18 protein-coding genes and 3 pseudogenes are annotated in these 23,300 nt (G+C 58.6%); 11 read left to right on the plus strand and 10 right to left on the minus strand.

Annotation, left to right across the window (positions count from 1 at the left end; genetic code table 11):
* Positions 1-66 precede the first annotated feature (66 nt).
* The 8 genes and pseudogenes from ACZ1HE_RS20030 to ACZ1HE_RS20065 form a co-directional block, all read right to left on the minus strand.
* Positions 67-858: pseudogene (locus ACZ1HE_RS20030) on the minus strand (class II glutamine amidotransferase).
* Positions 859-992: 134 nt separating this feature from the next.
* Positions 993-2,231, minus strand: coding sequence for a DNA recombination protein RmuC (locus tag ACZ1HE_RS20035; RefSeq protein WP_472623678.1), 1,239 nt, complete (start codon positions 2,229-2,231; stop codon positions 993-995).
* Positions 2,232-2,292: 61 nt separating this feature from the next.
* Positions 2,293-4,172, minus strand: a pseudogene (mutL, locus tag ACZ1HE_RS20040) (DNA mismatch repair endonuclease MutL).
* Between the two features lie 271 nt (positions 4,173-4,443).
* Positions 4,444-5,373, minus strand: coding sequence for a metal ABC transporter permease (locus ACZ1HE_RS20045; RefSeq protein ID WP_472623680.1), 930 nt, complete (start codon positions 5,371-5,373; stop codon positions 4,444-4,446).
* Positions 5,370-6,575, minus strand: coding sequence for a metal ABC transporter permease (locus ACZ1HE_RS20050; RefSeq protein ID WP_472623682.1), 1,206 nt, complete (start codon positions 6,573-6,575; stop codon positions 5,370-5,372). Before ACZ1HE_RS20050 ends, ACZ1HE_RS20045 begins: the two co-directional genes overlap by 4 nt.
* 19 nt (positions 6,576-6,594) lie before the next feature.
* Entirely contained in the window at positions 6,595-7,398 is an 804-nt protein-coding gene (locus ACZ1HE_RS20055) for a metal ABC transporter ATP-binding protein (protein WP_472623684.1), read from the minus strand.
* Between the two features lie 3 nt (positions 7,399-7,401).
* Entirely contained in the window at positions 7,402-8,355 is a 954-nt protein-coding gene (locus ACZ1HE_RS20060) for a metal ABC transporter solute-binding protein, Zn/Mn family (protein ID WP_472623686.1), read from the minus strand.
* A 111-nt stretch (positions 8,356-8,466) separates the two neighbouring features.
* On the minus strand, positions 8,467-9,336 hold the full coding sequence (locus ACZ1HE_RS20065; protein WP_472623688.1) for a LysR family transcriptional regulator: 870 nt from the start codon (positions 9,334-9,336) through the stop codon (positions 8,467-8,469).
* Between the two features lie 99 nt (positions 9,337-9,435).
* Here ACZ1HE_RS20065 and tmpA point away from each other — a divergent pair.
* The 3 genes and pseudogenes from tmpA to ACZ1HE_RS20080 all read left to right on the plus strand — a co-directional run bounded on the left by tmpA (position 9,436) and on the right by ACZ1HE_RS20080 (position 11,825).
* A pseudogene (gene tmpA, locus ACZ1HE_RS20070) lies at positions 9,436-10,573 on the plus strand (2-trimethylaminoethylphosphonate dioxygenase).
* Positions 10,570-11,160 (plus strand): (R)-1-hydroxy-2-trimethylaminoethylphosphonate oxygenase, encoded by a 591-nt coding sequence (gene tmpB, locus ACZ1HE_RS20075; protein ID WP_472623690.1) that lies wholly within the window; start codon positions 10,570-10,572, stop codon positions 11,158-11,160. Before tmpA ends, tmpB begins: the two are co-directional and overlap by 4 nt.
* Positions 11,157-11,825: an ureidoglycolate lyase gene (locus ACZ1HE_RS20080; protein WP_472623692.1), complete on the plus strand. Its 669-nt coding sequence runs from the start codon at positions 11,157-11,159 to the stop codon at positions 11,823-11,825. Before tmpB ends, ACZ1HE_RS20080 begins: the two co-directional genes overlap by 4 nt.
* A gap of 20 nt (positions 11,826-11,845) precedes the next feature.
* Here the strand turns inward: ACZ1HE_RS20080 and ACZ1HE_RS20085 are convergent, their stop codons facing one another.
* Complete coding sequence (locus ACZ1HE_RS20085) at positions 11,846-12,721, minus strand: class I SAM-dependent methyltransferase (RefSeq protein ID WP_472623694.1); 876 nt, start codon at positions 12,719-12,721, stop codon at positions 11,846-11,848.
* 61 nt (positions 12,722-12,782) lie between these two features.
* Positions 12,783-13,592: a 4-hydroxy-tetrahydrodipicolinate reductase gene (dapB, locus tag ACZ1HE_RS20090; RefSeq protein WP_472623696.1), complete on the minus strand. Its 810-nt coding sequence runs from the start codon at positions 13,590-13,592 to the stop codon at positions 12,783-12,785.
* Positions 13,593-13,678: 86 nt separating this feature from the next.
* Here dapB and rbfA point away from each other — a divergent pair, with 86 nt between their 5' ends.
* The 8 genes from rbfA (at position 13,679) to pnp (ending at position 23,267) form a co-directional block, all read left to right on the plus strand.
* Positions 13,679-14,074, plus strand: coding sequence for a 30S ribosome-binding factor RbfA (gene rbfA, locus ACZ1HE_RS20095; protein ID WP_472623698.1), 396 nt, complete (start codon positions 13,679-13,681; stop codon positions 14,072-14,074).
* Complete coding sequence (locus ACZ1HE_RS20100) at positions 14,071-14,808, plus strand: phosphodiester glycosidase family protein (protein ID WP_472623700.1); 738 nt, start codon at positions 14,071-14,073, stop codon at positions 14,806-14,808. Before rbfA ends, ACZ1HE_RS20100 begins: the two co-directional genes overlap by 4 nt.
* A gap of 92 nt (positions 14,809-14,900) precedes the next feature.
* Positions 14,901-15,815, plus strand: coding sequence for a tRNA pseudouridine(55) synthase TruB (truB, locus tag ACZ1HE_RS20105; protein WP_472623702.1), 915 nt, complete (start codon positions 14,901-14,903; stop codon positions 15,813-15,815).
* 41 nt (positions 15,816-15,856) lie between these two features.
* Positions 15,857-16,363 carry a DUF1643 domain-containing protein gene (locus tag ACZ1HE_RS20110; RefSeq protein ID WP_472623704.1) on the plus strand — a complete coding sequence of 169 codons (507 nt, stop codon included), beginning with the start codon at positions 15,857-15,859 and terminating at the stop codon, positions 16,361-16,363.
* A gap of 98 nt (positions 16,364-16,461) precedes the next feature.
* A complete protein-coding gene (locus ACZ1HE_RS20115; RefSeq protein WP_472623706.1) occupies positions 16,462-17,559 on the plus strand; it encodes a calcium-binding protein in 1,098 nt (365 codons plus the stop codon).
* A 187-nt stretch (positions 17,560-17,746) separates the two neighbouring features.
* Entirely contained in the window at positions 17,747-18,016 is a 270-nt protein-coding gene (gene rpsO, locus ACZ1HE_RS20120; RefSeq protein WP_472623708.1) for a 30S ribosomal protein S15, read from the plus strand.
* Between the two features lie 171 nt (positions 18,017-18,187).
* Complete coding sequence (locus ACZ1HE_RS20125) at positions 18,188-20,881, plus strand: AsmA family protein (RefSeq protein WP_472623710.1); 2,694 nt, start codon at positions 18,188-18,190, stop codon at positions 20,879-20,881.
* Between the two features lie 244 nt (positions 20,882-21,125).
* Positions 21,126-23,267: a polyribonucleotide nucleotidyltransferase gene (gene pnp, locus ACZ1HE_RS20130; protein ID WP_472623712.1), complete on the plus strand. Its 2,142-nt coding sequence runs from the start codon at positions 21,126-21,128 to the stop codon at positions 23,265-23,267.
* Positions 23,268-23,300 lie beyond the last annotated feature (33 nt).

Consider the following 23,300-nt stretch of genomic DNA (forward strand, 5'->3'; position numbering starts at 1 on the left):
TCGACATCACTTGAATCTTAGGGCCAGAGCACTGCGGTCATGGGTGACACGTCTGGCCGTTGCAGTTTAAGCCGCTACAGCTTGCTCCAAAGGCGGCTTAAAACGGTGGTGGGTAATCTGCTCTTCGTTGATCTCGATGGCTACTCCGGCAGGAACCTCTATCCATTTTTGCCGTTCGTCATCCAGAGGCTCGGAAGACACGATGAGTCCATGAGCACAGCGGCGGTGAAACAAACTGGGAGCGAGGGCATCTGATGCATAGCGCGCCGCAAAAGGCGTTTCCCATCCGACCAGCAGGCTGCAAATCGCATGTACGGCAACTCACCTTGACGGCGCGAAAGATCCTCAACTCGTCCCACGGCACGAGCCATCGCCTGAATGGGATCGGTTTCCAACCCTTCACCCAAAGCGATCAAAAAGATCGCCTCGCTTTCAGTGGCACCCCAGCGATGCTCATAGCAGTCGGTCGGGATCATCCCGTCCAGCTTCTGCCGGATCTCGTTGATGACCGCCAGCCTGCCCGTTGTGCATGAAGCTCCATCGACCATGGCCGAACGGATGACAGTTGTTGCGTGATGTGGCTGTCCCTGTCGACGCTCGCACATGTGCCAGAAACATTCCCGACCGCGTATGATGGGCCAACTGTCGAAGGTTTGCATCCGACCAGGCCGGATTAGTATCTTTGTAGAAACAAGGACTTTCCCGATCAGAATACCAAGCCAGACCAAAGCCATCCGCATTTATTGGCGTCTTACCAATCATCGCATTACGGCTTTGTTCGACCAGCGATTGTTCTTGGTTGAGGACCAGTTCGTCAAAATAGCGCGGGGCACCTGTCCACGCGAGAAATCGGCACATTTGGGAATTCCGTTCGGGATCTTCTTTGTGCAGAAGATACACTCCAAGAATTGAACTTTTTCACCAAATCCCCCAATCTCAACTGAGTTGTTCGAGAGTTTGACCCAACAATCGCCTATCTGCGGGTTAAATCCTCACTCTCCTGGTTTGGTCAGAGGCACCACCGAGCCGGTGTCTTCGGGGGCCAGTTCTTCGAAATCAAAATTGTCCAATCGCAGCGCCCGGCGCCCCGCCTTGTCGGCGCTGATCTTGATATCCGAAATATCTTTGGCCGCCTGTCCAAAATGACGATCCAGGTTGGCCACCCGGTCACCCAGTCGTTCGACGTCCTTGTGTAGCAACCCCAACTCCTTACGGATTGCCCCGGCTTGTTCGCGCATTCGCGCATCCTTCAAGATCGCGCGCATGGTGTTGAGTGTCGCCATGCAGGTTGTGGGCGAGACGATCCAGACCCGCGCGGTAAAACCTTCGCGCACGATCTCGGGAAAATTCGCATGCAATTCCGCGTAGACTGCTTCCGACGGTAGGAACATCAGCGCACCATCAGCGGTTTCCCCATCGATGATGTATTTTTCAGAGATCGCTTTGATATGAGCCCGCAAGGCCGTTCGCATCATCCGCGCGGCCTCGTTCAACTCGCTTTGGGTCTCAGCCCGACGCAGCGCCTCATAAGCTTCCAGCGGGAATTTGCTGTCGATCACGATGGGGCCCGGTGGGTTGGGCAGATGGATCAAACAGTCCGCCCGCTTGCCGTTAGACAGGGTGTGCTGCAACGCATAGCTGTCCGACGGCAACGCCTTGGACACGATGTCATTCAGCTGAATTTCCCCAAACGCCCCGCGTGTTTGTTTGTTCGACAAGATGTCCTGCAAGCTTAGCACATCACCCGACAGTTTGGTGATGTTGTCCTGCGCCTTGTCGATTGTCTTGAGCCGTTCCTGCAACTGCGTCAGCGAGGTCGCGGTTTGTTTCGACGATCCATGCAAGCTCTCTTTCATCCGCTCTTGCATTTCGGCCAGGGCCCTGGCCGAGCGCATGGCGTTGTCTGCCAGCCGGTCGTTCATGTGCTGCTGCACATCACCCAGCCGCGCCTCCATCGTTTGGATCACCTGCACCTGTGCATTGGCCTGCGTGTCCGACACATGTTGCAACCCACCGCGCAGCTGCTCTTGACCTGCTCCCAACTGCTGGACGTTCTGGCCAAGAATGGCCATCTGCTGCGTCAGAGGTTCCGCCAATCGGGCCGAGCGGTTGGCCGCCCGCAAGCTGAGAAACACCAGCAAAGCAATCAGCAAAAGGACCGCGGCCGCACCAAGAGCCATCAGGACCAAAGGGTCCTCCAGCGAATAGGTCTGTCCTGCAATCTCGATCATCTGCGCCTCGCCTGTGTTCTCTTTTTGTTTCCCAAGTCTCTAGCGAGGGGACCCGGGAAAATCAACTGCGTCCGAACAGCCGTTCGATGTCTGCCAGCTTCAGCTCGACATAGGTGGGCCGTCCGTGGTTGCACTGGCCGGAATGGGGCGTCGCCTCCATCTCGCGCAGCAGCGCGTTCATCTCTTCACCGCGCATCCGGCGACCTGACCGGATCGAGCCATGGCAGGCCACGCGGCTCAGAATCGCCTCTATCCGGGCTTGAACCATCTGGCTTTCGCCCTCGTCAGCCAGTTCGTCCAGGATGTCCAGAATCATTGCCCGCGCATTCACCTCACCCAGAATGGCCGGGGTTTCACGCACAGCCACAGAGCTGCCGCCGAAGGCTTCGATGGTCAGGCCAAACCTGCTCAGATGATCCGCCACTTCGAGCAACCGGGAACAATCGCCCTCAGAAAGCTCGACAATCTCAGGAATCAAGAGGGCCTGGGCGGCCACACCGTTTTCGGCCAACTGGGTTTTGAGCTTTTCGTAAACCAGCCGCTCGTGGGCCGCATGTTGGTCCACGATCACCATGCCATCGGCGGTTTGTGCGATGATGTAGTTTTCATGTACCTGCCCGCGTGCCGCACCAAGAGGCAGCTGTTCCACGGCTGCCACGGGTGTTTGGTCTTCGGCTACCGGAGTGGGCTCGATCACCCGACCGGAGTAGCTTTGCGACAACTCGCCAAACCCGGGGGCTGGCATCGGCTCGGGCGCTTGAGCGTGGTAAGCAGCCGTGCGAGAGACCATCGATGGGCGGTCCATCTGATAGATGCGCGCGGTACCAGCTTGCGGCGCTGGCTCGGGCCGCATTGCCCCCAAGGTGGCATTCGCCACGGTGGTTGACGCTCGATGCCCGGCTTCGGCCAAAGCATGGCGTAGTGTCGAAATAATCAGCCCCCGTGCGATGCCGGGATCGCGGAAACGCACCTCGGACTTGGCAGGGTGGACGTTCACGTCGACCAGTGTCGGATCACAATCCACGAACAAGGCTGCCGCGGGATGGCGATCCCGGCTTAGGAAATCGAAATATGCCGCCCTCAGCGCGCCCGTCAGCATCTTGTCGCGCACTGGCCGTCCATTAACGAACAGGTACTGCGACACCGCCGCACCACGGGAATAGGTCGGAAGGGCGGCATAGCCGTAAAGGCGAATGCCCTCACGCTCGGATTCGATCCGAAGGGCGTTTTCAGCAAACTCGCGACCAATGACCCGGGCCAGGCGCGCGTGCAGAGCATCGAACAAATCGCCGCTTTCGGCGTCGGCTCGGAACACGACCCGACCTTCACCACCGCCAGAGACATCGCGCAGGGTCAGCCCGATTGAGGGCTCTGCCATCGCCAACCGCTTGATCGTATCGGTGATGGCCTGCGCCTCGGCTCGGTCGGTGCGCATGAACTTGAGTCGCGCTGGTGTGGCAAAAAGAGGTCTCGCAACTCAACCACAGTGCCAGACCGCAAGGCCGCCGGCTTGACCGGTTCAACCTGCCCACCCGCAACGCGGATGCTTGCAGCCTCGTCACCCGGAACCCGGCTGGTAATGGTCAATCGCCCCACAGCCCCCAGTGATGGCAACGCCTCGCCCCGAAAACCAAAGGTGTCGATGTCCAACAGGTCCGAGCCGTCGATTTTCGACGTCGCATGGCGGGACAAGGCCAGCGGCAATTGCTGGGGTGAGATCCCGCAGCCGTCATCCGTGACCCGGATCAGCGTCTTGCCGCCGTCCGCGATTTCCACCGTGATCCGAGTGGCCCCTGCATCGATTGCGTTCTCCACCAATTCCTTGACCGCCGAGGCCGGTCTTTCCACCACTTCACCGGCTGCGATCCGGTTGATAGCGGCATCGTCGAGTTGGCGAATAACAGGGCGAAATTCGCCGATATTGGGGTCAGGGTGAGGCATACCGCAAAACCTAGCACAAAGGCAGTCGATTCTGCCACCCGAAAGCGGAGCAAGAAAAGAAACCCGGCACGTCTTTTTGAACTACAGCGGTTGGATAGACCAGCTAGCCACGGACAGCCGGGTTTCTCGTGAGTGGTGGTTATTCAGAGGGCTTGCGCCGCTCTGGCCATGACGTCAACTTGGGCAGTAGAGTGCAGGTTGTTAAGCTGAAAGCTGTCTGAATTTTCCGATTGGCGCGATCAAGTAATTGGATGACCGGATCCCTCAATGCTCATTCTTGAGTTGGGGCTCCAAGGCGCCGACGGCAGGGACCGAAAAACGCCGAAATCCCCAGGATCATCCCGGACATCGTAGCGATCATGCCGGCTGCACTCACCGCGTTCTCCGCGCCCAACCAAAGTGGGCCGTATCCCGCCAACACATAGCCCGATACTGCGGACAGGACGGCAAAAACCACACTCCAGGCAATCTGATGTTCCAGTTGGTTTGTCATCATCCGGGCTGCGGCGGGTGGACATATGAACATCGCAATGACGATGATTGATCCTACAGCGTCAAAGGCAGAAACTGCAGCAATGGCTGCCACGATTACCAGCGCCAATCCTAATAGGTTTGTTCGTATTCCCATGGTCCTAGCGAAACCCTCGTCAAAAGTGGAGAGTTTCAGCGGACGCCAGAAAAGCCAGGTGAACACGGTGACACAAACAAGGGTCAGGGCAATTCGCCACAACTCAACCGGTAGCCCTGACAGAGCTTCTGGATCCCAAAGCGACGACCACCCGACTGCATCCAACCAGATTAGGCTTTCCAGATTGCCATAAAGCGCGTGTTCAACATCTAGATGCACGGACGAGGTATCGGTTTGCTCGAGCAGCAATACACCGCCCGCAAACATCGTGGTAAAAACGACACCCATCGCGGCGCCTGGTTCAATACGGCCCAAACGACGGATCGCTTCGATTAACAGAACGGCCACAAAAGCAGCGCCTACCGCACCCAACATCATAGGCCACGCCGATATCACGCCGGTTAGCAGGAAAGCCACAACGATGCCCGGCAGTACCACGTGGCTGATCGCGTCGCCGATCAACGCCTGTTGACGCAGAACCAGGAAATTTCCCGGCAATGCACATGCCACGGCTGAAAAAATGCCGATCAGCAAGGGAGTTAAGGACAGGGGAACAAATTCTTCACCGCTCATGCCAGAACCCCTTGCGGGCCGCCGATACGGCGGTCGATTTCTGCAATTTGATCTTTTGTCAAAACTGTTTCGATATCGCGCAACCCGTCATAAAGCGCGGCGGCTGCTTCGTGCGATTGATCTGCACGTGCGACTTCCCATCGCTTTTCGTCGCGAAGGGCCTTGGCGGCACGCGCCCGCCCCAATTCGGTTGCGACGCCATCCGCCCTTGCAAATCCCGCCCGGGACAACAATCGCAATGTCAGCCGCTCATAAATGGGCTGTCCTTGAGCCAAGGCCAACAGCCCTTGTCGCAAATGCACCCGTCGTTGGAAACGCAGATGCCCAAGTACCGCAGCCAAGACACCCCGGCCCGGCGCAACAAACAGCGATACCGCAAAGAGCGCGAAACTAACCAACACAATGATCGGCCCAGTCGGCAGGTTGGGCGCCGATGCGGAAATCGCGGTGCCAACATAGCCGGAAAGCCCTCCAAACAGACCACTCAGCAGAACCACACGCTCGGACCGCTCAGTCCAAAAGCGGGCAGCAACAGGCGGAATGATCAATAATGCCACAATCAGGATCAGACCGACGATCTTGAGCCCTACAACGGTCACGGCCATGACCAGACCCATCATCGCAAGGTCGATCCGTGCGATAGGCAGTCCTCGCGCAGCAGCATACTCGGGATCAAACGCAACAAGTGTCAGTGGACGGCGCAGGATCATGATCATCATCAGCGTTAAACAGCCACCAACGGCGATGACCAAGGCGTCAGCCCACAGCATTCCGGCCGTCGACCCTAACAGGAATCCCTCCAATCCTGCTTGCCGCCCCGCACCTATTGATTGGATCACTGTCAACAATACTACACCAAAGCCAAAGAACACCGACAGAACTGCCCCAATGGCTGCATCCTCGGCCAATCGGGTGTGACGGGTCAGCCAGTTGAGGCACAAGAGCCCAACCCAGGCCGACATGGCCGAGCCAAGCAAAAGCCCGATCAGGTTGCGACCGTCCCCGCCAAAGGCAACCATCACCATGAAGGCGATGCAGACGCCCGGCAGGGTCGCATGGCTGATCGCGTCGCTGACGAGGGCGCGCTTTCGCAGGAACAGAAAGGTGCCTGTTACCCCGGCAGAAACGCCCAATAAAGTCGCACCAATGGCAACCAAAGTGGCGTTATAGCCAAGCTGTAACAGCAAAGCATCGCTGAGCATGAGGACTGTGTCCGTCTATCTAGCCGACCACGCGCGACAGCTGGTCGATCTGCGAGGTTGCCAAGCGACCGCCATAGGCGGCCTGAAGCGTTTCGGCGGTAAAGGCCGTGTCCACTGGACCTTCGGCCACCTTGCGGGTGTTGATCAGGAACACATGGTCGAAATAGTCGGTAACCGTGGCCAGATCGTGATGCACCACAACCACAGTCTTGCCCGCGTCCTTGAGCGATTTCAGAACCGCTATGATCGCCTTTTCGGTGGCGGCATCGACACCGGCAAACGGTTCGTCCAGCAGATACAGGTCTGCATCCTGCGCCAGCGACCGGGCCAGAAAAACACGCTGCTGCTGCCCGCCAGACAGCTGCCCGATCTGTCGGTCAGCAAAGTCGCGCATACCCACACGGTTCAGGCAATCCATCGCCTTGGCCTTGTGTCGGCCGCGAAGTCGGCCCAGCAGACCAAGTTCGCGATAAAGCCCCATCAGCACCACGTCGATCACGCGGGTTGGGAAATCCCAATCCACACTTGCACGCTGAGGGACATAGGCTATGCGGGCGCGCTGATCTTCCAGCGGTTTTCCAAAGGCGGTAACCTGCCCCGACAGCGGCTTGACGATGCCAAGCGCAGCCTTGAGCAAGGTTGATTTACCGGCCCCATTCGGGCCGATGATCGCGGTCATCGCCCCGGCCTGCACTGTCATATCAACCGAGAACACAGCTGGTTTTTGACCATAAGAGACTGTCAGCCCCCGGATCGCCAGCGGGCTTTGAACCAAAGCCTCATTGGTGTTTGCAATTCCATTGTTGCTTGCCAGTTCCAGCATTGTTCAGAACCCCGCCGACAGTTTGCCGTCCATGCCGCGCGCAGGCACGTCTGCGCCCAAGGCACCGGCAATCACGGTGATGTTGTGGTCCAGCATGCCGATATAGGTGCCTTCGTAGGTGCCATCTTCGCCCATGGCATCGCTAAAGAGTTCGCCCCCGACATGAACCTTGTGCCCCTTCGCCGCAGCGCCTTCGATCAGGGCGCGAATGGACCGGTCCGAGACCGAGCTTTCGACAAAGACAGCGGTGATCTGACGATCCACCAGCATATCAACCAACTCGCCAATGCGGTTCAAACCGGCCTCGGATTGGGTCGAGATACCTTGGATGCCCAAAACCTCGTAACCATAGCTGCCACCGAAGTAGCCAAAAGCATCATGCGCCGTCAGCAGAACGCGGTTGTTATCGGGCACCTGCACCAGAGTTTCTGCCGCATAGGCCGACAGACGGTCCAGATCAGCCAGGTGCTTTTCAGCGTTGGCCGCAAAAACATCCGCCGCTTCGGGGCGCACATCGGTCAGGGCCTTTTGCACTTCGATCACCACATCGCGCCACAGGTCCGGGGTCATCCAGACGTGGGGGTCGTATTTATCGGCATAATCGTCATGGGCGCGCAGCTTGGATTTATCCAAACCTTCGGCCACGGCGACGACAGTGCGCTTACGTCCAAGATCGTGAAAGAACTCTTCCATCTGTGCCTCAAGATAGAGCCCATGCCACAAGATCAGATCCGCGCGGGTCATGGCAACGATATCGCTGCGTGTCTGGCGGTACGCGTGTGGATCAACGCCGGGACCCATCAGGCCTTTGACTTCGACCTTATCCCCGCCCACCTGACGCGCGGCATCTGCGATCATGCCCGTTGTGGCCACCACCTTGAGCGGTTCCTGCGCCCAGGCCGTGAATGGCAGGGCCAGCAGTACTCCGGCAATCAGTAAAGAACGTCGCAGAATCATCTCAATCCTCGCATTGGTGCGCCCATCTAAATTGAGAATTATTCGCAACTAAGTCAATGCTATTGAGAATTATTCGCAAGAAAAGCTACAATACCCTGTAAAACAAAGGTTTTACTTCATGCCTTCCGCCGTTAGATCGTCTAGAAGAGCAAAAACAAGCCGACGCAGTGACTTGGAAAAGAGCCGATCCTCGGGCCAGGTCAGCCAATATCCGTCCCGCGTGTTCAGCTTGCCGCCTGAGGGCAGTATCAGTTTGCCAGCAGCCAGATCAGCCTGTGCCAGTGGCACAGAACCAAGGACAACGCCCAGCCCTTCGCGGGCGGCGCGTAGACCGTGCACCATGGAATCAACACTTAAAACCGCGCCGCCGGGCACCGTTCCGCCTGTCTCACGGCTCCAATCCTGCCAGCCGGGGCGTTCGCCGCGCACCTCGATCCGGGGAAGGTCCTGCCCCTGTGCGTCTGGCGCGGCCATTGGAACCAAAACCTCTTGCTCGATCAGGCGCGCTTTGCGCCCGGGCCATGTTCCGCGCCCATATCGCAGCTGTAACCAGGTGCGTTCTTCGTCAAACTCCGACCGTTTGGCGACGGAATCCGTGACCAGCCTGACGTTCGGGTATTGGGCCCAGAACGCGCCAACACGTGGCAAGATCAGCGTATCAATGTGTGAACTCAACGCTGCCAGTCGCAGTTCCTTTGGCGCGGTGCCAAACAGATCTTCGGTGTTGCGTTCCAGCGCGGTCAGGCTGTCCTGCACCAACGGCAGATAACTTTCCCCATCCGTCGTAAGGGACACACCCCGCGCCTCGCGGATAAAAAGGCTACGGCCCAGCCACGCCTCTAGATTGCCCATCCGCTGACTGACGGCGGCCTGTGAAATCCCGAACTCGCGCGCAGCGGCAGAAAACCCGCCCAGTCGTCCCGCAGACTCGAACACGCGCAGCCAATCCAGCGGGGGCAGCCCGACTTTTTTCTCACCCATAAGAAATTCCTGCCCTGAGATAGAATAAGGTTTAATTGTCGTAATGGCACGCAGCGGCTATTTCCTCAAGGGAAAGCTCGCGCCACAAGGAGAGACCCCATGCTGCGCTCTGCCACCCATGATCCGTCCGTCGTCACAGTTGAGTTTGACGATGGCACCACCTCCCGTTTCCATGCCATTTGGCTGCGCGACAACGCGCTGGACCCCGAGACCCGCGCGCCGGGGAATGGTCAACGGTTGATCACAATTGGTGACATTCCCACCGACATCGCCATCGACGTCGCAGACGTGTTGAACGGGAACTTGTCAGTAACCTTTTCGCCCGAAGGTAAGACTGTCACATTCCCCGCCGACTGGCTGGCGGATCACTGCTATGACCGCGATCAAGCCAGTGTCATTGGTCGTGTCGCACCAGGCATCACCACTTGGGAGCGCGGCATCGACGCCCCCAGCGGCGATTGGGCTGCGGTCCAGTCGACCCATGCCGCCAAACGCGATTGGTTGGCCGCCGTGGCCGAGTTCGGCTTTGCCAAGCTGACAGGCGGCCCGACCGAGCCGGAATCACTCCTGAAGGTGGCAGATCTGTTCGGTTACGTGCGCGAGACCAACTATGGTCCCTATTTCGAGGTACGCACCGAGGTGAACCCGACCAACCTGGCCTATACCGGCCTTGGTTTGCAGGCCCACACGGACAATCCCTATCGTGATCCGGTTCCGACTCTGCAGATCCTGTATTGTCTGGAGAACTCGGCCGAAGGCGGGGATTCTGATCGTTGTTGACGGGTTCCGTGCCGCCGAAAAGCTGCGCGATGCAAACCCACAGGGCTTCGCCCTGCTGGCGGGTTACCCGGCACGGTTCGAATACAGGGGTTCGGACGGGGTTTGCCTGCGGTCCCGCCGTCCGATGATCGAACTGTCACCTGATGGAGAGCTGGTCGGCATTCGGTTCAACAACCGTTCTTCTGCCCCCATCGTTGATGTCCCCTTCGACAAGATGGAGGCCTACTACGCCGCCTATCGCCAGTTGGGCGAGATCATCGACGACCCGGCCATGGGCGTGTCCTTCAAACTGGAACCGGGTGAAAGCTTCATCGTTGACAACACCCGCGTGCTGCATGCGCGTCTGGGCTATTCAGGTGCCGGGTCACGTTGGTTGCAGGGGTGCTATGCGGACAAGGACGGGTTGCTGTCGACCTTGGCTGCGATGGAGATGACACAGTTGGAGGCTGCGGAATGAAACCCGATTTCACGACATTGGATCGCAGCAATATCGTGGCGTTCTTAGGGGACATCTTTGAGCGCCGTGGCGGTGAAGAATACCTGGGCGAGCCGGTCACCATGGCCGAGCACATGCTGCAAGGCGCCACCATCGCCGAACAGAACGACCAACCCGAAGAGATCATCGTCGGGGCGTTGCTGCACGATATCGGGCATTTCACGTCCGAGTTCGGCACCTATCACCCCGACGACACCGAAGACCGCCATCACGAAGATGCCGGTGCCGAGGTGCTGGAACAGTTCTTCCCATCTGTCATCACCGATTGCTGTCGCTATCACGTGGCAGCCAAGCGGTATCTGTGCGCGACCAAGCCGGACTACTTCAACCGCCTGTCTGCCGCTTCAGTGCACACGCTTGAGCTGCAAGGTGGGCCGATGAGTGCAGATGAGGTTGCCGAATTTGAGGCCAACCCAAACCTCAAGGAGATCATTCAAGTGCGATATCTGGATGAGGCCAGCAAACGGGCGAATATGGACACCCCCGACTTTGCCCACTTCGCCCCCATGGTGCAGCGTATGGTCGACCGTCATTTGGGTACTGCATGAGCGCGCCTGAGTACATATTCGAGGCCAGCTCGAAACCCTCATTGCCCTGGCATGAGGTGCCTTTGATCCGGGCCACGGACGAGACGATCAAAGGTTATGGCTGCCTGGTCGATGACCCGGACACCTTTGAGATCGAGATCGTGCGCTGGCCACAGCAAGGCTGGCGTCCGATTGATGAAGGCACAGGGGATGAGGCCGACTGGGTCGAGGGCACGTTCAAATGCGACTGGCAAGGCGATGTGCTTTACGGCGAGAACGAAGCGGTCAGGGGCCACTATGTTCTGGGCTGGTCGACTGATCCGCAACAGGCCCAGACCGAAGCACAAACCGCACCCCGCGATCAGGTGCTGCTGTGGCACATGAACTATCACCCCGACGGCGGGCAAATGTTCTGGCCGCTGGACAACAAACCCTTCATCGTGCCCGTCGCCTTGCCTGGCGATAACCTGACGCCGGATAAGGTGGTGGCGTTCTGGTGTGATGGTTCACGTGGGCTCTACATCCATCCCGGCATCTGGCACGAGGGGATTTTCCCAGTCGAAGACAACCAGCGGTTCTTGGATCGTCAGGGTAAGGTCCACGCCCGCGTCAGCGCCGACATCGGGAAAGAGTTCGGCGTCTACCTGTCCTGCCCGCTGCGTGCGGATAAAGTGAAAGACCTCTAATCAGAGGGCCATGCGCGCTGTCAGGCGGTGGCGCGCACAAAATGGATCTGGGCGGGCACGCGAACGGCGTCGCCCTCCGCCATCTCTGAAAACCCGGCCACCAACTTCGCCCGAATGGCCTCGCGGTGCGTATCGGTCAGGTTTCCCTTGGCCTTTTCGACCCCCATTCGCATACCTGCCGCCCCCATTATCGTGTGCATTTTGCCCACGTCCTCGGGGCTGCCACGCGGGGTCAGCTGCAAGTCCTGCGTGTCGATTTCAACTGACCATCCGGCGCCGGACAATATCCGGTCGATCTTGTCTGGGTCATTCAAAGACATCGGGCCTGGTGCGTCCGGATCAAACTCCGGGCCCGGGCCAAAAACCTCGGCCGCAATACGGCCCGGCATGCTGAACCAGGGGTTGGCCTTGGGTGGCCCCCAGCAAGCGCATGTCAGCACTGCGCCAGGTTTCAGAGCTGTACGTACATGCGCGAAGGCAAGATCCGGGTCAGCAAAAAACATCACACCCAAAAGCGAGATGGCGGCGTCAAACCCGCCTCCCTCAAACGCATAGCTCGCCGCGTCACCAATCAAAACGTCCACATTATCGGGCGTGCGGTCGATGGCGCGTTCGGCAAATGGCGGTGCGATCTCGATCCCGGTCACATGGCCTGCAGGACCAACAACATCGGCGGCGCGCAACAAGGAAACCCCTCCGCCGGGGCCAATATCCAGAACGGATTGTCCCGGACGCAACCCGGCACGCGCAATCAGCCCATCCAGAATCGGGGCATGGGCTGCATCCGTCTCTGCCTCGACCCGCAGCCAAGGCTCTGCAATCGCTTTCCAGTCCATGATGTACCGCCCCTCGTGCCATGTCGGCTTGAGGTCAGTCTGGCAGTCGCGCGCTGTCATGGCAATCAATCAAGATGACAGCGCCAGATCCACACGTTGAAAAACGTCGAAATGTCGGAGTTCAGAGCCCCAGAACGTCGACCATGTCGTATTCGCCGGGCGCTTTGCCCTGCCCCCAAAGCGCGGCTTTGAGCGCGCCACGGGCAAAGATCGCGCGATCGGTCGCAAGGTGGCGCAGCACGATGCGCTCGCCAGCAGCGGCAAAAAGCACGTCATGCTCGCCCACGATGTCGCCACCGCGCACGGCGTGAAAGCCGATGTCGCCCCGTTTGCGCGCGCCGGTGATGCCGTCGCGGCCCCGGTCCGACACATCGTTCAGATCAACGCCGCGCCCTTCGGCGGCGGCTTCGCCCAGCATCAGGGCTGTGCCCGAAGGCGCGTCGACTTTGTGGTGATGGTGCGCCTCGATCACTTCGATGTCGAAATCTTCGTCCAGCGCGGCGGCGACCTTTTTGGTCAGCTGCACCAGAAGGTTCACACCCAAGCTCATGTTGCCAGCCCGCACGATGACCGCATGGCGCGAGGAAGGTTCAAGCCGCGCAATCTGCTCGTCCGACATGCCGGTGGTGCCAATCACATGCACACAGCGCGCCTGTGCGGCCAAAGCGGCAAACTCAAGCGTTGCTTCGGGCGCGGTAAAGTCGATCACGGCCTGCGCATGGGAAAACGCCTCTAGCGCATCGTCCGTCACGATAACGCCGACAGGTTGACCGCCCATGGCCGCGCCCACGTCACGCCCGACCCAATCGTGTCCCTTGCGTTCAACCGCGCCCACCAGTTTCGCCGCGTTGCTGTTCAGCACGGTTTTCATCAGCATCTGACCCATGCGGCCTGATGCTCCGGTAATGACAATCCCTGGTGTGTGGGTCATGGCACGATTCCCTTTTGTCGGCTCATTGCCTCCTACCCGCTTCGCGCCCGCTTGGCAAAGCCCGGCTTTGCCCTTAGATCGGGGATATGGCCAAGAACAAATTCCATGACGGGCCAGGCCCGTCCCAACGTCAGCTTCGCGTCGGCGAACTTATCCGCCGCACCTTGTCCGAGGTGCTGGCGCGCGGCGACGTGCATGATCCCGATCTCAACCGCATGTCGATCACCGTGGGCGAGGTTCGCACCTCTCCCGACCTCAAGATCGCGACCGCCTATGTGTTGCCGTTGGGCGGCAAGGGCCAGGACGAGGTACTGAAACTGCTTGCCCGCAACAAAGGCGAGCTGCGCCGCGTCATCGGCAAGAAAGTGGGGCTGAAGTTCTCGCCCGACCTGCGGTTTCGCCTGGACGAGACGTTTGACCAGATGGACGACACCCGTCGCATGTTCGATCAGGACGCGGTGCGCCGCGATCTGGACGAGTGATCCGGGCACTGCTGATCGGATTGGCCGCTTTGGTGGCGGCACCGGCGGCGGCGCTGGACTGTAGGGATGTGTCTCATGCTGACAACCGATACTCCATCTGTGAGGTGGATTTGACGACGGACGAGCTGCGCCTGTTCCTGCGGGATGATCAGGGCGAGGTTCTGGGACAGTTTTCCGCGGTCGATTCCGAGCTAGAGGGTGAAGGCAAACAGCTGGCCTTTGCAATGAATGCGGGCATGTATCACTCGGATCGCTCGCCTGTCGGGCACTATGTCGAAGACGGCACTGAAGAGATGCGGGTTGTACCCAATGCTGGCCCCGGAAACTTTGGCCTGCTGCCCAACGGCGTGTTCTGCATCGAACCGGGTAAGGCGCGCGTGTTGGAGACGCTGGCGTTTCAGGCCGCCGAGCCGGATTGCCGCTTTGCAACGCAATCTGGTCCGATGCTGGTGATCGACGGATCTTTGCACCCCCGGTTCCTGCCCGACAGTACCTCGCGTTATCTGCGTAATGGCGTGGGCACCAGCGCAGATGGAAAACGTGCGGTCTTCGCCATATCGAAAAACGCTGTTACCTTTCACGAGTTCGGCTCGCTGTTTCGAGACGTCCTTGGAACACCGAACGCTCTTTATTTCGACGGCAACATATCGCGCCTGTATGCGCCGCAGTTGAACCGGGCAGACGCGGGGTTCTCGATGGGGCCCATCGTGGGCGTTGTCACTCCGCGCGAGTGACATTGCGGCTGACGCAACCCCAAAAAATGCGAGTTTGACAGGGCGCGGCCAATCCGATAGGTCGCGCGCCTCAAACATGTTCGAGGGGCATCATGGCACGCAAACGCAAGGGGCGCGACATTTCCGGTTGGCTGGTGGTGGACAAGCCCGCGGGCATGACATCGACTGCCGTGGTCAACAAAGTCCGTTGGGCGATGGATGCCAAGAAGGCAGGCCATGCAGGCACCCTGGACCCCGAAGCCACCGGCGTGCTGGCCGTGGCTTTGGGCGAAGCGACCAAGACAGTCCCCTACATCACCGACGCTCTCAAAGCCTATATCTTTACCGTTCGGCTGGGTCAGGCCACCAACACTGACGATGCCGAGGGTGAGGTGATCGCGGAAAGCGCCGAACGCCCCACGGACGAGCAGATCAAAGAGGCACTGGCCCCGTTCCTTGGCGACATCATGCAGGTGCCGCCCAAGTTCTCGGCCGTCAAGATCGACGGGCAGCGCGCCTATAAACTGGCCCGCGACGGTGACGAGGATTTCGAGCTTGCTGCGCGCCCACTTTGGGTCGAAGAATTGATCCTGGTGGATCGTCCCGACGCCGATCACGTGACGCTCGAAATGACCTGTGGCAAGGGCGGTTATGTCCGCTCGATCGCGCGAGATCTTGGCGCGGCCTTGGGGTGCTACGGGCATGTGCGCGAACTTCGCCGTATCTGGTCCGGGCCGTTCGAGGCCGAGGATGGGATCACCATCGAACAGATCGACGAGATGGCCAAGACCCCGGTGCTTGACGAATTTCTGCGCCCGCTGGAACAAGGCTTGGCCGAATTGCCCGAGCTGAAATGCACTCCCGAAGGTGCAGCGCGCCTGCGTAATGGCAACCCTGGGATGGTTCTGGCGTCGGATGTTGAATACGGGGATGAAGCCCGGGCTTCGCTCGACGGTCAAGCGGTAGCAGTCGGAACGTACAAAGCAGGCGAATTGCACCCCAGCCGGGTCTTCGTTCAACCAAATTGAAGCCTGTGGCCTGACGGATCGTGACGTGCTAGCCAACAGCCATGATCACGCGCACTCATACCAAGGGCGACGCGCCCTCGACCGCCGTTTACTCGGATTGCGAACGCTATCGCTATAGCTTGACCCGGATCTGGGATCCGTCGGGCGGCAAGGTTCTGTTCGTGATGCTGAACCCTTCGACCGCGACCGAGGTGCAAAACGACCCCACTGTGGAACGCTGCGAACGCCGGGCACGGGCCTTGGGGTTCGGGGCGTTTCAGGTCACCAACATATTTGCCTGGCGTGACACCGATCCGCGCAAGATGCGGGCTGCGGCTGATCCAGTTGGCCCCGATAACGACGCCGCAATCCTCACCGGTGTTAGCTGGGCAGATACGGTCGTTGCAGCTTGGGGCACTCATGGAGAACACCTTGAGCGGGGTGCCGCCGTGGAATGCCTGTTGCGCACATCAAACCGTCCCATACACCACCTTGGCCTGACCAAGGCAGGGCACCCGAAACATCCCCTATACATCTCATACACCCAACAACCGGAGCCTTGGCCCTAACTAATTGTTCGTTAACCATTTCTCCAAACGCTCTTTGACCTGAACACCCGCTTCGTGGCCTACTGTTCAATGGTGGAATTTGCGTGTGGAGAATGAAAATGCTGGCATTGGCGGGGTTGCTTGGCCTCATGGCCGTCGGAGGTGTCTCTCTGATGGCACTGGATTTTTCCACTGAAGCCGAAGCAGACGACGACTCGGTGAACGATGACGAAGCGATCGTAAATCTTGTTGACGACCCTACTCTCGTTCACAATCAGCGACCCGATAGCGTCTTAACTGAAACCCAACTCACGAACGAAACCGCAGACATCGCCAATTCGGACTTTGGTGATGAGCAAAACTCTGTCGAAACAGATCAGGCCGCATCGAACGAAACGCAGGATCAGTGGCGCATCCATTTGGGCGACGATGGAGATGACACGCTCGACGGTACGGATACAAACGACCAGATGAATGGTTTTGGCGGAAATGACATTCTGTCAGGGGGATCCGGCTCGGACATCTTGCATGGTAATACCGGTGAAGACAGCCTGAGCGGTGGTGCAGACAACGATACAGTTCTTGGCGAAGACGGTTCAGATCTGTTGTTCGGCAATGATGGGGACGATGCGCTTTATGGCCACTTTGGCGATGATCAGTTGCAAGGCGGAGCAGGCGACGACACCCTGTATGGCGGGCAGGACGAGGATGTCCTGGCCGGAGGTGATGGCGACGACGCGTTACATGGCGGCTATGGCAATGACACCCTCATAGACGATAACGGGCAGGACACGCTGTTTGGGGGAACCGGAAATGATGTAATATCGGGCTGGAATGAAACCACGGGCAGTGTAGTGGACGCAGATTTTCTAAACGGTGGTCAGGGCAACGATACAATCATCGGCGGATCATCAGACATAATCACTGCGGGATCAGGTGCCGATCAGATCATACTGGGCGATTGGATTGTTGATGGTGACGCCGCGGACGTGATGGATTTTGATCCCGCGCAAGATCGTCTTTTGATCAGCTGGGACCTTTCAGCAGACCCCAATCCGCAAGTAGAAGTTCAATCTCATCCAGAGCATGCAAATTTGAATCGCGTTTTGGTCAACGGTGAAGAAATCGCATTGTTGCGCGGCAGCGGACAAGTTTCAGCAGCAGATGTGATGCTGATCGACCATGATGAGCTGGATGCGATGAACCTTGCCGGCTAATGACCCTTCGCGACAGAGACCGCCTCAAGTAACAAACCCTTTGCCAATCCAAAAGAAAACGCCTATATCCGCGCATCTGTCGGGGATTCGGCCGTTGGGTTGAGTTTGCGACAGACATCTCCATGGGCCTGTGCTGGACGACATCCCGGCCTGAGCCATCCACTCTAACCTTGTAAAGGAGACCCCGATGTCGATCACAGCTGCAGAAAAAGCACGCGTCATGACCGAGTACGCAACCAAAGAAGGCGACACCGGTTCGCCCGAAGTTCAGGTTGCTGTTTTGAGCTCGCGCATTTCGACTCTGACCGAACACTTCAAGACCCACAAAAAAGACAACCACGGCCGCCGTGGTCTGCTCAAGATGGTTGCTCAGCGCCGCAAGCTGCTGGACTACCTGAAAGGTAAGGATGAGGCCCGTTATCAGGACCTGATCAAACGCCTGGGTCTGCGCCGCTAACCGCGGGGCATCGACGAAAACCGGTTTAACCTGGATTTTGTCTGTATTTGGCGCTCGCCACCCGGCGGGCGCCTTTTTTTGTTGAAACCTTCACAACTCCACACATCATAAATTGCGCATAGGTTGGCCTGTGATACAGTCCGTCACATAGATCTTTCGCCGGAGTTTATCGTGTCATCCCTTTTCAAAAAGCTGGCCCTTTTCCTTTTGGGCCTTGTGGTGTTGTGCGTCGTTGGCCTGTGGCTGCTGCTGTCCTCTTCGCTGTTGGCAGGCCCTCGGGGAGCTCTCGTGGCGCGCGTGCTGCAGGACAAATTGGGACAAGACGTTGCAATAAATGGCGGCGTGACGGTCGATCTGGGATCCGTCCTGCATATCACTGCCCAGGACGTGGTGCTTCTCAACGACACCGATCCCGACAGCAATCTGGCGGATCTCCAAAGGCTCGACTTCGATCTGGCAGCCCGGGATCTGATGCAAGGTCGGATCACCCTATCCAATCTGACCGCCACGGGGGCCCGTGTCACAGTTGTCGTAGATGAAAACGGGTACAGTGGTTGGACAAACGCGATATCGGACGCGCCTGCCAACACCGAGGTCACCAACCCGAAAGGCAGCGTTTCCTTCAACCCACTGAGCTTGCTGTCCGGTCAAGGGATTCAGCTGTCTGACAGCAGCGTCCTGTATCAGGATGCGAGAAACGGCTTGGATCTTGAAGTGCAGATGAGCGCCTTTGGCCTGATCCAGGAAACACCCTCAGCACCCTTGATCCTGTCGGGCAACGGTGCATTGAACGGTGAGACTTTTGACTTGGACGGCACATTTGCCAAAGGGGATCCGTTTTCCGCCAATATCCGCTTCAACCAGATGCACATCGACCTGTCTGGGGATCCCACAGACGGTGGATATGTCACCTCGATCAGCGCCGAGATCCAAGAGCTGGAGCAGCTGCTGGACGCGCTGAAGCTGCAAAAGCCGATCTCCGGTAATGGCAAGATTAGCGCCAAGATGCACACCTCGGACGGACCAGCGCGGGTGACGGATGTGAACGTTGCCGTGGCACTGGACACCGGTCAAAGTCTGACGGTGACAGGCGAGTTGGGCGAAATGGGCAACGCTTCCGATGTCTCGCTCGACACGCGCATTCGCCTCTATCCCGACAACGCCTTACCGCCCCCCGCAACACTGCGGCGTGACTTGAAACTGTTGGGTGTCGACATGACCCTCGAGGCGCAGCCAAACGGCATCCCGAAACGGGGTATGGTGATCGCCACCAATGGTTTCGTCCTGGACACAACCGGCGAAGGCCCGCCCCCTGTTGAGGTTTCTGGCATATCACGCACCGCCGACGGGTTGCTGCGCCTCGGCAACGCCGTACTTCGGATCGGCCCGCCAGATGCACCCTTTCTGGTTGTCGAAGGCGCCGTCGAGGATGCGCTGCGACTGGAGGGGATCGACTTTGGCGCCGACCTGTTGATTTCGGCCTCAAGTCTGATTGCGCCCGAGGGATTTGCCGCGGCTGGTGATCTGGGCAAGCTGGTTGGCGGTTTTCGCCTGAAAGGCAATGCCAAGGTTCTGTCGCTCAGCGAGCTTCAGGCCAAATCGCAAGACTCCGACCTGTGGCATCTGGATGTAACCGGCTCGGTGTATAACGCGCTCAAATTCGAGGATGTCGATCTGCATGTTAAGGTTGATGTTCCTTCGGGCGCCAAGCTGCTCGAAACGCTGGAGTTGAAGCCAATCGACACAGGCCTGGTGCAGCTGGCCATCGACTTGACCAGTCAGGACACGGCTTGGGAAACGGTAATGGCCGTGGATGTGGCCGACTCAGAACTGGATCTGGCAATGTCCTTGGACATGGCAGACCCGCACCCAGTGGTGCGCGGCACGGTCGAAAGCGATCTGATCCGGATCAATCACCTGCGCGACATCGCCGCCTCGGCGCTCCAACTGTCAAAACTGAATCCGCAGGCTGAAAGCGCAGAAAAACCCGCCGACACAAATGAGATCCAACCGCTCGTCCTGAGCAAGGAAGAGCCCACAAGTGGGCCCTTGCGAGATGTGACGCTGGAACCACTCGGTCGAACCATACTGCTGTCTGGCATGGACCTGAGCGTGCAGATCGATCTGCGAAAACTCGAAGGCAAAGCAGGCACCACCAGCCTGCAAAGCGCGTTTGAATTCGCCGAAGGCAAAGCCCAGTTGGGGCCGGTCGATTTCAGCTATGGCGGAGGTCATTTCAACATCACAGGACTGATGGACATGAACGAAGATCCCGACACCCTAAGGGTTGAGGGGTCCACTGACGGATGGGACTTTGGCGAGATCATGCAAGCAATCAACTTCAAGAAGCCCGCCAGCGGAGTGGTCAACGGCGAGTTCAAGCTGCAAGGGCACCATAAATCGGTGAGTGATTTCCTGGCTACAATGCAAGGATCTGCCTTTGTTTCGATGCGCAACGGGACCATCGACACACAATTGCTAGACATCGCCGGGCTGGGTGTTTTGCCTTGGTTATTTACCAAAGAGCGCGGCAAAACCGCCCCTATCGTCTGTGCACAAGCTCCACTTTACTTTGCGAATGGGCAGGTTTCGACCAAGCAGATTGTGGTGGAAACCGATCAGGTGCAGGTGGTGGTCTTTGGCAACGTGAATCTGAAAGGCAAGACACTTGACATCACCGGACAGCCACGACGCATCGGCAAGCCGCTGTCGCGCAGCCCCTGGCCGTTTACACTCAAGGGCTCGTTGAATGATCCTAAGGTCAAGGTTAAGGACGGTCCCCGCCGCCTGAAGCGCTCGGATGGGGCCTCTAAAATGCCGGACGACCGCAAGCTCTGCGTGCCCGATATTCTGCAATTGCAATAACGCGCCGCACGCAGAACACAGTGCGCGCTGCCCCTATCCAGCGGTAGCGGCGGATATTCCCCAATAACCCTGATCAGTCCCCTTTCATTTGGGGGAAAACTGATGTAAGGGCGGCTTCATCTGAGACGTGGTGCACGGACCCTGGCACCGTGAAGGAAGATAACAGGGGTCGGCGGCAATGGGGCCGTCATGCAAACGGGAGACGCGGGAGGGCCCGCGAGTGCTCCTATTTAGGATACGCTAGATGTTTAACGTAACAACGAAATCCATGCAGTGGGGCGAAGAGACGCTTACACTGGAAACTGGCAAGGTTGCCCGTCAGGCCGACGGCTCGGTCATCGCCACTTTGGGCGAAACCAGCGTCATGGCCAACGTGACCTTTGCCCGTCAGCAAAAGCCCGGTCAGGACTTTTTCCCGCTGACCGTTCACTACCAAGAGAAATATTATGCCGCCGGTAAAGTTCCGGGTGGCTTCTTCAAGCGCGAGGCGCGCCCGACCGAAAAAGAGACGCTGACCGCGCGTCTAATCGACCGTCCGATCCGCCCGCTGTTTGTTCCTGGCTTCAAAAACGAAGTTCTGGTGATGTGCACCGTGCTGAGCCACGATCTGGTCAATGACCCGGACATGGTTGCAATGATCGCCGCTTCGGCTGCTCTGACCCTGTCGGGTGCTCCGTTCATGGGCCCGATCGCCGGTGCGCGCGTTGGTTTCGAGGACGGTGAATACGTTCTGAACCCGACCGTCGACGACATGCAGGACCTGCGTCTGAACCCTGAACAGCGTCTGGATCTGGTTGTCGCCGGCACCAAAGACGCCGTGATGATGGTTGAATCCGAAGCCTACGAGCTGTCCGAAGCTGAAATGCTGGGCGCAGTTAAGTTCGCGCACGAGCAGATCCAACCGGTCATCGACCTGATCATCGCTCTGGCCGAAGAAGCTGCAAACGAACCGTTCGACTTTACACCCCCGGATTATTCGGAGCTGTACGAAGCCGTCAAAGCTGCTGGCGAAACCGAAATGCGCGCCGCATTTGCGATCAGCGACAAGCAAGAGCGTACCGCCGCTGTTGCTGCAGCTCGTGAAACCATCAAAGGCGCCTTGACCGAAGAGCAGCTGGACGACGCGAACCTGGGTTCGGCGCTGAAGAAGCTCGAAGCAGGCATCCTGCGCGGTGACGTTGTTAAAACCGGCAAGCGTATCGACGGTCGCGCAACCGACGAAATCCGCGACATCGTCTCGGAAACCGGCCTGCTGCCGCGTACACACGGTTCGGCCCTGTTCACCCGTGGCGAGACCCAGGGTCTGGTTGTGACCACACTGGGCACCGGCGACGACGAACAGTTCATCGACGCCCTGCACGGCAACTTCAAATCGAACTTCCTGCTGCACTACAACTTCCCTCCCTATTCGGTTGGTGAAGTGGGTCGTGTGGGCCCTCCGGGTCGTCGTGAAATCGGTCACGGTAAACTGGCATGGCGCGCTCTGCAGGCCGTTCTGCCCGCCGTCACCGATTTCCCGTACACCGTTCGCGTTGTGTCGGAAATCACCGAATCCAACGGCTCCAGCTCGATGGCGTCGGTCTGTGGTGGCTCGCTGTCCATGATGGACGCAGGCGTTCCGCTGAAAGCACCGGTTGCTGGCGTTGCGATGGGTCTGATCCTGGAAGACGACGGTTCGTACGCGATCCTGTCCGACATCCTGGGCGACGAAGACCACCTGGGCGACATGGACTTCAAAGTGGCGGGTACCGAAAACGGCATCACCTCGCTGCAGATGGACATCAAGGTTGCAGGCATCACGCCCGAAATCATGGAAAAAGCCCTGGCACAAGCCAAAGACGGCCGTATCCACATTCTGGGTGAGATGGCCAAAGCCCTGACCGAAGCGTCCGAGTTCTCGGTTCACGCACCGCGCATCGAGACCATGCAGATCCCAACCGACAAGATCCGTGAAGTGATCGGTTCGGGCGGTAAAGTGATCCGCGAGATCGTCGAAGTGTCGGGCGCCAAGGTCGACATCAACGACGAAGGCATCATCAAGATCGCATCGCCCAACGGCGAAGCCATCAAGAAGGCCTACGACATGATCCACTCGATCGTCGCAGAGCCCGAAGAAGGCGCGATCTACACCGGTAAGGTCGTCAAGATCGTCGACTTCGGTGCATTCGTGAACTTCTTTGGCAAGCGCGACGGTCTGGTCCACGTGTCCCAGATCGAAAACCGCCGCCTGAACCACCCTTCGGACGTTCTGAAGGAAGGCCAGGAAGTGAAGGTTAAGCTGCTGGGCTTTGACGATCGCGGCAAGGTTCGCCTGTCGATGAAAATCGTCGATCAGGAAACCGGCGAAGAGATCGCACCTGAAAAGAAAGAAAAGAAAGAAGACTGATCCTTAGTCTTACCTTTCAGAAGGCCCCGACCA

The sequence above is a fragment of the Falsiruegeria sp. JB4-1 genome (assembly GCF_055693495.1).